The organism is Streptomyces sp. NPDC001508 (genome assembly GCF_040298665.1).
GTDB lineage: Bacteria > Actinomycetota > Actinomycetes > Streptomycetales > Streptomycetaceae > Streptomyces.
The window spans coordinates 131,827-145,057 of record NZ_JBEPAP010000016.1 but is presented as its reverse complement, the minus strand read 5'-3'; the positions used below and the strand labels follow the sequence as shown (position 1 = coordinate 145,057).

Here is a 13,231-nt window from a genome sequence, read left to right as displayed (position 1 = left end):
CATCGCGACATCGGCCAGGCAGTCCCCGCCCAGGGCGGTCGCGAGCGCAAGGTCCAGCAGGATCTTGCCTGGGCCGTGCACCGCCCGCGGCTTGCGCCACGGCGCCAGCGCCTGAGACATCACCTGATCCAGGCCGGCCTTGCGGACCGTCTCCACCAACAGCACTGCACCGGACTGCGACACCACAGCACGACCGTTGCCCTCGACTCGGACAGGCGGGTACGACCCGCTACGCTTCTTCACCCGGGGAGTGCTTCTCTCTTGGCGACGAACAGGACCTTCGACAAGCCCTATCGTCCCAGCTCAGAGGCACTCCTCGCTTATTTGATCAACACTCGGACGGTCCCCCTCGTGAAAGCCCGAGGTTAGTTTAGGAAATGTTCCATGACGGAGATCACGGCCGGCTGCGCGCTCGGTGATCTGCTGGGCAACGACCGGCTGGGATTGACCCTGCTCGTGGACAGGCCCGCAGCACGCGGGCGGCTGGTACGCGGCGCCCGGCTCCTGCTCCCGGGTGAGCACACCCAGATACGTGAAGACCACATCTTGATCTCGCTCCGTGATCCGGGTGAGGGCGCCTCGATGCGCGAGTATCTGGAAGAGCTGGAGAGTCTCCCGGGGTCGCTCATCATCGCGATTCGCGTGAAAGCGGGCACAGTTGTCCGTCTGGATGGCTGTGCGGGTCAGCACGTCATCCTCGGCCTGCCGGGCGACGCCGATCCCGCGGAGTTCATCACCGAGGTGGCCCGTGCCACCGCGCGGATCGAGGAGACACTCACCCGCAGACTCACCACGCTCCAGCGGTCCCTCGCCCAGGCCCTGGCGGCTCCGCGCCCCCTTCAGTCGCTGACCTCACGGTTGGCCAAGGTGTGCAGCGCGGTGGCCACGATCATCAGCAGCAGCGGGGCGGCCGAGCACCCGACCGGGCCGCTTCCCCTCTCGCTCCTCCTTCCCGAGATCAGACGCACCCGCAGCGAGTCACAGATCTTCGGGATCGAGGGCTGGCACGGGATGGCGGTCAGGGTCTTTGACGGTGCGTCCGACAATGCCAAGGGCGGCTGGCTGCTGGTGGCGAGCCGACGCGCCTCGTTCCCGGACCAGTACTCGATGGCGGCGGTGTACATCGCCGCCTCTCTGGCCGAGACGAGCATGCAGATCGAACTGGCCGCCCAGCGCCAGGAGCGGGCGGTACGCAGTGCCATTCTCGAACAGGCGCTGGCCCTGCGTGCCGAACGTCACGATGCCGAGCTGGCAGAGAGGTTCGCCTCGCTGGGGTTCTCATTCGGCCAGGAGACACGGTGCATCGTGGTCGAACTCGCGCAGGAGTCGTCGTCGGTGCGCGATGCGGCCGCCCTGGACAGCATGTACCACACACTGCATCGTGAACTCACCGCCGAGGACATCCCTCATCTGCTGGTGCTGCGCGAGAATGCCGTCGTCGGCCTTCTCCAGGCCACTGCCTCAACGGCACGCAGAACCTTCGTCAAGGTCAATGGAAGTCCACGCGACTTCCTGCTCGGAGTCGGCCGACAGACAAACGGGGTGGGAGACATAGTCGACTCCTGTCATGATGCGCAACTGGCTGTCCTGGTCCTGCTGCGCCGTGTCGATGCGTCCCAACTCAGCATGGTCTACGAGGACTTCGACTTCGCCACTCGTCTCTTCTCGGATGTGGGCCTGGAAAAGATGACGGCCTGGGCGGACGAGTTGCTGCGTCCCATCAGGGACAACAAGCTCATGTTGCAGACCCTGGCCACGTACTTCGAGTACCAGCAGAACATCATGGAGGCCGCGAAGGTCTTGGCGGTCCACCACAATTCGCTGCGCTACCGCCTGTCCAAGATCGAGGCCGCTCTCAACGTGAGCCTGCGGGACCCGGCGGCGGTGTCGTCACTGTTCCTCGCCTTGACTGCGTACTCCATGGCCTGGGCCGAATCCGATCTCAACCGCTCCATCACGCCAAGTGCCCGGCCCACAGCCATCGGCGATTCGCGTGTCGCCGATGCCGGCGGAGCCGTACTCGATGACGCACAGCAAGGGCTCTCCTCGGGGTTCGGCGCGGCGATCGGTCCGGATCGCTAGCTCATCGCCCCTGTAGGACGCGGCAGCGCACTTTCCGGTATCTCCCCCAGAGCAGCACTGGGATCGGGGGATCCTGCGGCCTCCGCGTCGTGCAACGCTTCGGTGGCCACCGGAGGGGTCCAGTGGCCGCCGGACGAAGGACCGGAACAGCTCGGGTCGACTCCCTGTGCTCGCTGTGCGTGCTCCCTACTGGCGACCGATGCTGTGGTAGACGTCGGAGCGGTTCCGCTTCAGGTAGAGCGCCAGGCCGCCGCCGGCCAGGGTGACGCCCCAGATGAAGATGATCAGGACGTTCTTCAGGGTTCCCGTCGCTCCGGTGAGCAGGTCGAAGTGCTGGGTCGCCAGGACCAGCGTCACACACAGCACGGCGAAGACGATGAGCGACGCCACCGCTGGTCCGACGGCCTTCCCGTGTACGCGGTCGCGCAGCAGGAAGACGCCGATCGCGAGCGTGACGAGCAGCAGCATGATGACGAAGACGTAGCTGTAGAGGCCGGCCAGCCGTGCGTAGAGTTCGTCCTCGGGCGCGTTCGTGATCGCGAAGACGGCGAGCACGAGCAGCGCGGTCACGCTGAGGGCGAGCGAGGACCTGTGCGGGGATACGTGCCGTTCGTGGGCCCGGCCGAAGCGTCGGGGCAGGATGCCGTCGGCAGCGAGGTTGAACACGTATCGCGCGCTGATGTTGTGGGCCGCGAGAGCGAGAGCGAACGAGCTGGTGAAGAGCATGATCGTCGCGGCGTCGTACGCGAACTGGCCGGTGTACTCCTTGATGCTGTCGGTCGACGCGGTCACCATGTTCTTGTCGACCACGTCCATGACGGCGGCGGCACCGTAGGAGTTGATGAAGCACCATGCGGTGAGGGCGTAGAGACCGGCGAGCAGTGCCACCACTCCGTAGGTCGCCATCGGGATGGTGCGCTCCGGCTTGCGTACTTCGTCGCGGAAGATCACGGTCGCCTCGAAGCCGCCGAAGAGACCCATGCCGAAGAGGAACGCGATCGGCATGGAGCCCGAGAAGACCTGGTTCGGTGTGAAGGAGTCGAAGCCGATGCCGTGCGCGCCGCCCTTTGCGAGAACCGAGATGTCGTAGGCGACCATCAGGAGCAGCTCACACGCCAGGAACAGGGTGAGAACGCGGCTTGAGAAGCTGATGTTGAAGTGGCCGAGCACGCTCGTCACGATGAGCATCAGGCATGCCCACACCCACCATGGGGCCTGGGGGCCGTGGAAGATTTCGACGATGGCGGTGTTGAGGGCGATCCCGCCGAGCGCGTAGGCGCTGAGCAGGGCCACGAAGTAGCAGGTGAGAGCCGTGAAGCCGGAACTCAGGCCGACTCCCCTGCCCAGTCCGGCGGTGATGAGGGCGTAGAAGCCGCCGGGTTTCTTCAGCCGTGCGGACATGGTGACCAGGCCCACCGCCAGCATCGTGACGATCACTCCGCAGGCGAGGAACACCACTGGCGTTCCGACTCCGTTGCCGAGCAGGACCGCGACCGGGATGAACCCGAGGAACACTACGACCGGGCCGTTGAAGGCGACGACCGTGAAGATCAGTTCGAGCACACCCATGTTGCCGCGCAGGCCCGCGGTGTTCGCGCCGCTCGAAGCCACTTCGGCATCAGCAGCGGCTTCACTCGCTGTGCTCATATGGCATCCTCCACATGTGATTTCACGGATGCGTCGCCGCCCGCTCAGGGGACCTCGGTGTGGCGTGCACCACGTGTCATTTGAGATGCCAGAACGGTAGGGATTCCTTTCGGACACCTCTATGGGAAGAAGTCCGAAACTCGGTGGCGAGCCCTGCCATCTCCACGACGGGGACCGCGCCCGGTGTGGCACGGCAGAACGACGATGCTCCCGGCAAGCCTGCCAGGAGCATCGTTCGTGCCTCAAGGGTGGGTGTGCGGGAGACTCAGGCTCTCCGCCGGTCGATTTCCGCGGTGAGCGCGGGCAGGACCGTATGGAGGTCGCCCACGACGCCGAAGTCGACGAGTCCGAAGATGGGTGCTTCTTCATCTTCGTTGACGGCCACGATGGTCTTCGACGTCCGCATGCCGGCACGGTGCTGGATGGCGCCGGAGATACCGGCCGCGACGTAGAGCTGCGGCGCGACGGTCTTGCCGGTCTGGCCCACCTGGTGGGTGTGCGGTATCCAGCCCGAGTCGACGGCGGCGCGGGAGGCTCCCACGGCCGCGCCGAGGGTGTCGGCAAGGGCCTCGACCGGTCCGAAGTCACCGCGGGTGCCTCGGCCGCCGGAGACGACGATCGCTGCCTCGGTCAGCTCGGGGCGGCCGGTGGCCGCGCGCGGCTGGGTGTCGTCGATGCGGGCGGTCTGTGCGGCCTGGGAGATCGTCACCGCGAACGGCGTGACGGTACCGGCGCCGGGCGACTCTTCGGGGGCGGCTGAGTTGGGCTTGACCGTGATGATCGGGGTCCCGGTGGTGACCTTGCCGGTGACGGTGTGGCCGCCGGCGAAGACCGACTGCGTGGTGGTGCCGTCGGCCTCGATGCCGACGGCGTCGGTGATCAGGCCCGAGCCGAGTTTGATGGCCAGACGACCGGCGATCTCCTTGCACTCGGCCGAGGAGGACAGCAGGATCGCGGCCAGGTCCCTGTCGGCGGCGAGCTGGTGCAGCGCCTCCGCCTTGGGGGCCACGAGGTAGTCCCTGATGTCGGTGTCGTCGATGACATAGACCCTTTCGGCGCCGTACGCCTTGACGGCGTCGGCGACGGACGGGCCGGCGTCGGCGCTGCCGATGAAGACGGCCGACGGCTCGCCGAGTTGCCCGGCGATCGTGAGCATCTCGTACGTCGGCTTCTTGACCGTGCCCGCCACATGGTCGACGAGGACCAGAACCTCAGACATGTCGTGTTCCTTCTCAGATGAACTTCTTGCTTGTGAGGAAGTCGGCGAGCGCGACGGCGCCCGAGCCCTCCTCGTCCTTGACGATCTCGCCGGTGGTGCGCGGGGCGCGGGCGGCGGTGGCCTCGACGGTGGTCCGGGACGCGTCCGGGCCGACCAGGGACGCGTCGATGCCGAGGTCGGCCAGGTCCCAGGTCTTAAGGGGCTTCTTCTTGGCCGCCATGATGCCCTTGAAGGACGGGTAGCGGACCTCCCCGGACTGGTCCGTGACGGACAGCACGAGCGGCATGGTGGCACTGATCGATTCCGTGGCGGTGTCCCCGTCGCGCCGGATGTGTACCCGGTCGCCCTGGGTCTCCACCTGCGACGCGAGGGTGACCTGCGGGATGCCCAGGCGCTCGGCCAGCATGGCCGGGACGACGCCCATCCCGCCGTCGGTCGAGGCCATACCGGTCATGATCAGGTCCGGTACGGTGCCGTCGCCCGCCTTCTTCACGGCCTCGGCGAGCACCAGCGAGGTGGCGATCGCGTCGGAGCCGGCGATGGCCTCGTCGCAGATGTGCACGGCGCTGTCCGCGCCTATCTGCAGAGCCTTGCGGAGGGCGTCTTCGGCGTCGTCTGGGCCCACGGTCAGGGCCGTGACGGCGATCTCCTCGTCGCCGCGCTCCTCCTTGATCCGGAGTGCCTGCTCGATCGCGTACTCGTCGAGTTCGGACAGCAGGCCGTCGACGCCGTCTCGGTCGACCGTGTTGTCGGGCTCGAAGCTGCGGTCTGCGGTGGCGTCGGGCACGTACTTCACCAGGACGACAACGTTCATGAGAAGAGAGTTCCTTCGGTCAGTTGGCGGCCAGGGCCGCCGCACCCTTCAGGGTGACGAGATTGGAGTTGAGCACGACGACTTTGCGGTCCGGGAAGAGGTGCCGGTGCTGTTCGTAGGCGGAGGAGACGATGGTGCAGCCGATGACGACGGACTGCGCCTCACCCGCCGCGGCCAGGTCGGCCACGATGTGGTCCACCGCTTCCGCCGCGCCGCGGGGATTCTCCAGGATGGCGTCGCCTTCCCAGCCGATGGCGGACACGCCGACGCAGGCGGTTCGGTGTCCGTAGTCGTCCACGAGTCCCCGAATGACCGGCACGGCCTCCGCGATGTCGGTGATCACGGCGAACTTCGGGCCGAACTGGGTGGCGATGGCGGTGGTGAGCTGCAGCGGCCCGACGACTGGGATCCGGGACACGGCGCGCGCCTCGCGCAGCGCGGGGTCGTAGTGGCAGGCGATGACGACCGCGTCGTACCGCTCGGCGTTGGCCTGTTCCACTGCCCTGAGAATGGCCTGTGTCTGGGCGGTTTCGTAGTCGACGTTCTCGGATTCGAACCGTTCCACGTGCTGTGCGGAGACGATCTGTTTCCCGTGTCCCGTCAGCAGCGAGGTGAGGACGGCGTCGAACTCGTCGTCGTGCTCGGACTTCTCGAAGTGGAACGGGGTCAGGAACAGGATCCGCGGCGCGCCGGTCTCCTCCGATGCGGGGTCGGCCGTCGCCCGATCGACTGGCGCGATCGACAGCAGCAGGCGGGTGCCCCGCTGTCCGCCGTAGCGGACGGTGCTCCCCTTGGCGAGTGCGATCAGCTCGCCCACGCCGGCCCGCAGATCGCTCTCGCCCTCGTCGCCGATGACGAGCAGGGATGCCTCGCCGCTGATGACATAGATCGACTCCTCGTAGTCCAGGCGCCACGGGTCGGTGTGACCGCCGTCGGGGAACGTCATGAAGTAGCTGCCGAGTTGACCGAACTCGGCTTGCGCGGTGCGATGCTCGATGACCGCTGGGCCGAACGGCCTGGCCCTGCTCTCGTCGTGGGGTAGGACAGTCGCCTTCGGCGGGGTCGGCATGTGGTTCTCCTCGGATGCGCTGTATGTCAGGCGGTCCTACGTTGTCGGCGGGTCGGACGGGCCGTCGTAAGGTCCAAAGATCCAGAGACGCCGGGTATGGCTTTCAGGCGGTTGCACAAGATGGTTCTGCTGACCTGGCCGCCCGGCGTCTTACGACGACTCGGCCGCTGATCAGGAGCTGCGGGCCCCTGCGGGTGCATCGCTGAGTAGGACCACGCCGGCGAGGCCGATGAAGTGACGGCCGTCGGTCCGCGGATGCCCGTCGAGGCGGCGCATCAGCCCGTGGCCTTCAGCATGACGTGTTTGACCTGGGAGTATTCATCGATGGCATGGGCCGATAGCTCCTTGCCGTAGCCGGACTGGCCGAAGCCGCCGAAGGGCATCTCGTTGGCCAGGACGAGATGCTGGTTGAGCCACACGGTCCCGAAAGCGAGTTCCCGCGTAAAGCGCAGGCTCCGGGAGACGTCGGTCGTCCAGACGCTGGCGGCCAGACCGTAGTCGACCCCGTTCGCCATCGCCAGCATCTCGTCGTCCGAGCCCGCGCGCTGGATCGTGACCACCGGGCCGAACACCTCACGCTGGACGATCTCGTCGTCCTGCCGCACCTCGGTGATCACGGTGGCCTCGTGGAACCAGCCCGGGCGATCGATCCGGTTGCCGCCGACCAGGACGCAAGCGCCCGCCGAGCGGGCACGCTCGACGAAGCCCTCGACGCGTTCCAGTTGCCGCTGTGAGATGACCGGGCCGAAGTGGGACAGCTCGTCTTCGGGGTCACCGCACCGCAGGCCGGCCACGGCCTTGCAGTAGGCATCGGTGAAGGAGTCGTAGGCGGCGTCCTCGACGATGACACGGCAGGGCGCGGTGCAGTCCTGGCCGGCGTTGAGGTAGCCGGTGGCAGCCAGTTCGCCGGCGACGGCCTCCAGGGGTGCGTCGGCGAAGACCAGGGCCGGCGCCTTGCCGCCGAGTTCCAGGTGGACGCGCTTGAGCGTGGCGGAGGCCGCGACGGCGACCTTCCTGCCGGTGGAGACGTCTCCGGTCAAGGACACCATGCGCACGGCGGGGTGTTCCACGAGGGCCGCGCCTGTGGCGCCGTCGCCCAGGACGAGGTTCAGGACACCGTCGGGCAGCACCTCCCGCGCCAGTTGGGCGAACAAGAGCGTCGACAGGGGCGTCAGCTCGGAGGGCTTGAGAACGACGGTGTTGCCCGCCGCCAGCGCCGGGGCGAGCTTCCACATCGCCTCCATGAGCGGATAGTTCCACGGAGTGATCAGCCCGACCACGCCGAGGGGTTCGCGCCGGGTCATGGAGGTGTTTCCGTCCAGGTACTCACCGGCCGCGCCGGCATGGGCGATCCGTGCGGCGCCCGCCATGAACCGCAGCACGTCCGCGTCGTATGCGATCTCTTCGCGTGCCAGGCCCAGCGGCTTTCCTACGTTGAGGGTCTCCGCCCTAGCGAAGTCCTCGCGGGCGGCTTCCAGCCGGTCCGCGAGGGTGAGCAGCAGCGTGGCCCGCTCGGCCGGTGTTGTGCGGCCCCAGGTACGGAACGCCATGGTCGCCTTCTCGACCGCGGAGGCGACTTCTTCGGGTGTCGCGTTCCGGAAGGCGGCAAGGGGCTCACCGGTCGCGGGATTGTGGGCGACGGAGACGGTGCCGTTCTCGGGGGCTGCGCGCCAGTGGTCGAAGAGCGGACCTGCGAGCGGGGCGGTGGGCATTCGGACGTGGACCTCCTGGACAACGGTGAGGCGCGGGCCGCAGGACCGAGCTGCACCGAGACGGGTACGGCCTCTTGGCTGGCCAGTCTTGTCCTGCGGCACCGGGCCGGGAACTGTGATCCGCACAAGACCCGGCCCGGTCACTTGTGACCGGTACGGGGGGGCAGGCGACGCGGCAGCGTCCGAGCAGGGCGTCGGCCGTCTACCGCGCGATGGCGGCGGAGCGCAGCGCCTTGGTCGGATCGTCGGACAGCGGCCGTGACCTGCCCGCGCTGGATGGTGCCGTCATCCAGGCTCACCCCCGGTGCGGCGGGTCCGTGCGGGCCATGACGACAAGAAGGTGCCGCGTGACGGACCCGCGTGGTGGTCCTCGGTCAGGCCGAGGTCGGCGGGCTGGTCAGGGCCGCCGGGTGCTCTCCAGTCCGGTGGGGTGCGGGTCGTTGGTGGGTCCGGCCGGCTCGGTGTCCGTCCAGGCGTCGTACGCCTGCGACAGGGTCGGAAACCAGATGTCGTCGTGGCTGACGACGTGGTCCAGGAAGCGCTCAAGCATGATCATGTTGTTCGCCCGGCCGATGGTCTGCGGGTGGAGGGCGAAGGTCATGAGGCCGCCGGAGCAGCGCTGGTGGGCGAAGTCGAAGCTGTCCTTCCAGCGTTCGAGGACTGCCTGGTTCGACTGCATGAGCGGGCTGCCCTTGAACGACTCGAGCTCGGGGAAGTCGTCGAGGCTCCAGTGCACGGGAAACTCCAGCGCCTGGCTCTCGGGCCCGAAGGTGTTGCCCCGTTCGAGGTCCATGTGGGTGACCATACGCGGGTGGTACGGCGTGAAGTCGCGGCCCATCAGCGAGGAGTCCCAGTCGAAGCCGTACTCGGCGAGCAGGTCGAGCGTGATGTCGGTGACGTCCAGGGCCGGTGAGCGGTACCCGCGGGGCCGGGCGCCGAGCAGCCGCTCGTGCTGCTCCAACTGCAGCTCGATCAGGCGCCGCTCCTCGTCCGGATCGAGTTTGGGGACGTACTCGTGAAAGACCCCGTGGGCGGCGATCTCGTGACCCGCGGACACGATCGCGTCGACGGCGGGGCGGAAGGTCTGCATCGTGTGCGTGGGCACGAACCAGGTGGTGGTGATGCCGTACCGCTCGAAGGTGTCGAGCAGACGGGGCACACCGACCTCGGCGCCGAACTCGCCGCGTGACAGCAGTGTCTGGGAGGTGGAGCGGAAGGTACCCATCCAGACGCTGTGCGCGTCGAAGTCCGGGCCGAGCGAGAGGGCGAGTCGCTTGCCCTCGGGCAACTGAAGTGGCATGAGCACGTTCCTAGTCGGTCGGTACGGTCCTGTTGGCGGTGCCGTCGGCGGCGTCAGCCGGCGATCCGGCCGCCGTCGACGTGGATGACCTCGCCGTTGACATAGGCGGCCCCCTCACTCGCCAGCAAGAAGACAGTGGCCGCGATCTCGAGGGCTCGCCGCCCCGTCGAGCGGGGATGAGCAGGTCCGCGAGGCCCGTGCTGGTGCCCACGCCGGCATCGGCCGCAAGCCGGCGCCGGCCCGCTACTGGGGTGCGGGCACGTAGACCGCGCCGCGTGCCAGTACGGGAGCGACAAGCTCGTCGGAGCACAGCTCTTCCGGCGTGGCGAGTGTGATCGGGCGGCGGGCCTGGCCGGGGTAGCCGAGCGCGGAACGCACCTCGCTCGACATGTAGTAGGCGGAGTGCAGGGCGAACACCACCTGTTCGAGGTCCTTCCCCGTCCAGCGCTCGATGTCCGCGAACGTGCACGTCTGCGAGGCGGCTGCCCGTTCGCCGGCCCTGGTGACGGCCGGTTCCAGTCGCGGGTCGGCCTCCAGTGCCTTGTCGAGCAGCTCCAGGTGTGCGCCCACCGAGCGTCCGGGCGGAAGCTGTTCGGTGCCCGGAAGCAGCACATCGAGGATCGAGGCGAGACCACCGCGGGTCCGGTCGTCGATCATGTTCTTCCGCTGAGTCCGCTGAATGTCCATGGTCATACCGGAACCTTCTGATTGCTCGCCGTGTCCATCAGGTGCTCGACCGCGCGGGCGGCGAAGGCCACCACCGTCGACGTCGGATTGACCGAGGACGAGGTCACGAACACGCTGCCGTCCAGGACGAAGAGGTTGGGTACGTCGTGGGCACGGCCGTACTGGTCGACGACCGAGGTGTCCGGGTCGTCACCGCACCGGGTCGTCCCGAGCATGTGCCAGCCGACACCCGGCATCCACGGCACGACCTTTGTCTCGATCGCCCCGGCGGCCTGGTGCGCCTCCCGCATGCGCTCCACGTTCCACTCCAGGTTGCGCACGCTGTCCTCGGAGAGCCGGTAGGTGATCTTCGGTGCCGGGATTCCGGAACCGTCGACCATGTCGGGGCTCAGGGTCACGGTGTTGGTCTCGTCCGGCAGGTCCTCGATGGAGGCCGCCCACTCGAAGGCCCGGCCGAGGGTGCGTTCGACCAGTGCCTGGCCGGCCGCACCGGTCCGTTCGGCGAGGGGCAGGTCGGCGTATCGGGCCAGAATCTCCATAGGGCCCGGGATCGCCATCGCCGACCATTTGGCGCCGCGGGCGAAGCCCCGGCTCAGATCGGTCTCGGCGAACTGCAGGGAGTACAGGTTCGCGCCGAACGGGCCGAGCCAGCTTTCGAGTTGGTCGGGGTAGATACCCATGACGCCGACGAAGGGGTGCATCATCAGCCGCTTGCCGACCAGGCCCGAGGAGTTCGCGAGGCCGTCGGGGAAACGGTTCGAGGCCGACAGGTGGAGCAGGCGCGGGGTGCCGACGCCGTTCGCGCACACCATGACGACCGCGGCGGATGTGTGGTGCTCCTGGCCTGTGGCGTCGATCCAGGTCGCACCGGTGGCGAGACCGGCCTTGTCGACGGTCACCTCACGCACCCGGGCCTCGGTGATCAGTGTGGCGCCCGCGGCGAGGGCCGCAGGCCACATCGCCACGTCGAACGATCCCTTCGCGCCCTCGGGACACCCGGACATACATGTGCCCCAACGCGCGCACGCGCCCCGGTCGCCGTGGGTCCTGGTCATGATGGCCTGAGTGCCGGGCCACCAGTGCCAGCCGAGCTTGTTCATGCCCTCGGCGGCCTTCACGCCGATGCGGCCGATCGGCACGCCGGGCATCGGCGGTTCGACGGTCGGCGGGTACGCCGGGTCACCCGGGCGCCCGGAGACGCCGATCATCTCGTCGAGCAGGGTGTAGTAGGGCTCCAGGTCCTCGTACGTCAGCGGCCAGTCATCGGCGAATCCGTACAGGCTGCGCACCCGGAAGTCGGAGGGGATGAAGCGGGGCCATTCGGCGCCGTAGAAGATGCTGCTGCCGCCGACGCCGTTGAAGTTCAACGGATGCACGTCGGCCTCGGACACGTCGCAGGGGTAGTCCCAGGTTCCGCGCCGCACGTTGGGGTCCGCCGACCACGAACTCGCGAGCAGGACGTCCCGCTCCAGTTTGTCGCTCGGGTAGTCGATGCGGTTCACCCAGCCGCCCTGTTCCAGGACGGTGACCCGGTAGCCGTTCTCCGCCAGGATCCGGGCCGATGTCGCTCCGGCGGGACCGGCCCCGATGATCAGCACATCCATCGCTGCCTTGTCCGGCGGCGGCCCGACTGCTGTCATCTGAAGTCTCCTCGGTAGGTCCGCGACGCCCCGCTCTCCCGGCGGGGCCGTCCTGGCCGTGAGGGTGCTCACTTGTCCGGCAGCCTAAGGAGCCCCTATCCGGGACCAGTACAGTGAGCTGTCCAAATCTCTCGGGGCCCGGCGGTGAGAAGTCCAAAGTCGCTGATCAATCCAGACGCCCCGCGTTCGGGTCGCCTGCGGAACGCTCCGTCGCGGCTGTGTACGACTCCGGTAGGGCGGTAGACCCCGAGCCCGGTGACCCGCTCGTAGGTGCAACGGGGGGGCCGGTTCCTGGAGGAGCCCTTGCTGGTCCAGAAACTGCCCCTCACACCCCGGGGGGGTCGGTGTCTTCGCGCCCTGCGTCCTGCACGTGTTCTTCGGGCCGGATCTCGGCGCCATCAACAAAGGCGGGCCACTGACCGACGCGCAGGCGACCGCGCTGGCCCCACGGCCCAGGGACGGGAAGCGGGCGGTCGGCACCGGGCCCGTCGTGCTGGACGACCGTGACCGGCTGCTGCTCGACCGGCCGGCCCGCGACGGCAGGACGCCGGTGGGTGAACTGGCCGATGCCACGGGACTGTCGGTGTCCACGGTGCGCCGCCGCAGCAGCGATCTGCGCGCCGAGGGCGTGCTGTACGTCGACATCGACTACCACCCCGACGTGCTGCACCCGTCGGCGGAAAGCTTCCGTATGGACGGGTCGCCAGGCTTGCCCGCTTGCTGGGCTACAAGGACCCACCTCGCGCCGGTCCCCGCCTTCATGGCCCGCTGGTGGGGCGAATTCGTCCTCGCCCGCGACCCCCAACTGGTAGCGAAGGTACACGGCTTGGAGGACGAGGCCGGCCGGGATCCTGACTACGCCCGCGCCAAGTCGCTCATTGAAGAGGCCGGACGCATTCGCCGCACGGCAGCGAAGGCGGAGCCCGGCCAGTGAATGACGGCTTCATGGGGCCGCCCTGGCAAGCCCTACGGGGGCCGGTGGACGGCGGGTGCGGAGTTCCACGCGGCCTTCTTCGGTCCACGACCGCACGCCGTTCGCCAGCTGGGCCGAAAAACCGGGG

At 68.2% G+C, this 13,231-nt stretch carries 11 protein-coding genes; 2 read left to right on the top strand and 9 right to left on the bottom strand.

Translation table 11 applies throughout. From position 1 onward, the window contains the following. A partial coding sequence (locus ABT245_RS17450; RefSeq protein WP_351734390.1) for a transposase occupies positions 1-243 on the bottom strand: 243 nt, incomplete at its 3' end. Between the two features lie 141 nt (positions 244-384). Between ABT245_RS17450 and ABT245_RS17445 the strand changes: the two genes are divergently transcribed. Then, entirely contained in the window at positions 385-2,082 is a 1,698-nt protein-coding gene (locus ABT245_RS17445; protein WP_351734388.1) for a PucR family transcriptional regulator, read from the top strand. 186 nt (positions 2,083-2,268) lie between these two features. Here the strand turns inward: ABT245_RS17445 and ABT245_RS17440 are convergent, their stop codons facing one another. From ABT245_RS17440 to ABT245_RS17405, 8 genes are all read right to left on the bottom strand, one after another. Then, a complete protein-coding gene (locus tag ABT245_RS17440) occupies positions 2,269-3,729 on the bottom strand; it encodes an APC family permease (RefSeq protein ID WP_351734386.1) in 1,461 nt (486 codons plus the stop codon). Between the two features lie 265 nt (positions 3,730-3,994). After that, positions 3,995-4,948, bottom strand: coding sequence for an electron transfer flavoprotein subunit alpha/FixB family protein (locus ABT245_RS17435; protein ID WP_351734384.1), 954 nt, complete (start codon positions 4,946-4,948; stop codon positions 3,995-3,997). Between the two features lie 13 nt (positions 4,949-4,961). Then, a complete protein-coding gene (locus tag ABT245_RS17430; protein ID WP_351734382.1) occupies positions 4,962-5,762 on the bottom strand; it encodes an electron transfer flavoprotein subunit beta/FixA family protein in 801 nt (266 codons plus the stop codon). Between the two features lie 19 nt (positions 5,763-5,781). Continuing rightward, complete coding sequence (locus ABT245_RS17425; RefSeq protein ID WP_351734380.1) at positions 5,782-6,831, bottom strand: aspartate/glutamate racemase family protein; 1,050 nt, start codon at positions 6,829-6,831, stop codon at positions 5,782-5,784. Positions 6,832-7,106: 275 nt separating this feature from the next. Continuing rightward, positions 7,107-8,543 (bottom strand): aminobutyraldehyde dehydrogenase, encoded by a 1,437-nt coding sequence (locus tag ABT245_RS17420; protein WP_351734378.1) that lies wholly within the window; start codon positions 8,541-8,543, stop codon positions 7,107-7,109. A gap of 397 nt (positions 8,544-8,940) precedes the next feature. Continuing rightward, positions 8,941-9,843: a polysaccharide deacetylase family protein gene (locus tag ABT245_RS17415; protein ID WP_351734376.1), complete on the bottom strand. Its 903-nt coding sequence runs from the start codon at positions 9,841-9,843 to the stop codon at positions 8,941-8,943. Between the two features lie 243 nt (positions 9,844-10,086). Next, positions 10,087-10,536 carry a hypothetical protein gene (locus ABT245_RS17410; RefSeq protein ID WP_351734374.1) on the bottom strand — a complete coding sequence of 150 codons (450 nt, stop codon included), beginning with the start codon at positions 10,534-10,536 and terminating at the stop codon, positions 10,087-10,089. Further along, entirely contained in the window at positions 10,533-12,170 is a 1,638-nt protein-coding gene (locus ABT245_RS17405; RefSeq protein ID WP_351734372.1) for a GMC family oxidoreductase, read from the bottom strand. The genes ABT245_RS17410 and ABT245_RS17405 overlap by 4 nt, the downstream gene beginning before the upstream one ends. Before the next feature lie 370 nt (positions 12,171-12,540). Between ABT245_RS17405 and ABT245_RS17400 the strand changes: the two genes are divergently transcribed. Further along, entirely contained in the window at positions 12,541-13,104 is a 564-nt protein-coding gene (locus ABT245_RS17400) for a winged helix-turn-helix transcriptional regulator (RefSeq protein ID WP_351734370.1), read from the top strand. Positions 13,105-13,231: the final 127 nt, after the last annotated feature.

Coding starts and splice junctions, on each gene's coding strand:
- ABT245_RS17445 (WP_351734388.1), top strand. CDS start 385: ATGACGGAGATCACGGCCGGCTGCGCGCTCGGTGATCTGCTGGGCAAC.
- ABT245_RS17420 (WP_351734378.1), bottom strand. CDS start 8,543: ATGCCCACCGCCCCGCTCGCAGGTCCGCTCTTCGACCACTGGCGCGCA.
- ABT245_RS17405 (WP_351734372.1), bottom strand. CDS start 12,170: ATGACAGCAGTCGGGCCGCCGCCGGACAAGGCAGCGATGGATGTGCTG.
- ABT245_RS17425 (WP_351734380.1), bottom strand. CDS start 6,831: ATGCCGACCCCGCCGAAGGCGACTGTCCTACCCCACGACGAGAGCAGG.
- ABT245_RS17415 (WP_351734376.1), bottom strand. CDS start 9,843: ATGCCACTTCAGTTGCCCGAGGGCAAGCGACTCGCCCTCTCGCTCGGC.
- ABT245_RS17440 (WP_351734386.1), bottom strand. CDS start 3,729: ATGAGCACAGCGAGTGAAGCCGCTGCTGATGCCGAAGTGGCTTCGAGC.
- ABT245_RS17435 (WP_351734384.1), bottom strand. CDS start 4,948: ATGTCTGAGGTTCTGGTCCTCGTCGACCATGTGGCGGGCACGGTCAAG.
- ABT245_RS17410 (WP_351734374.1), bottom strand. CDS start 10,536: ATGACCATGGACATTCAGCGGACTCAGCGGAAGAACATGATCGACGAC.
- ABT245_RS17430 (WP_351734382.1), bottom strand. CDS start 5,762: ATGAACGTTGTCGTCCTGGTGAAGTACGTGCCCGACGCCACCGCAGAC.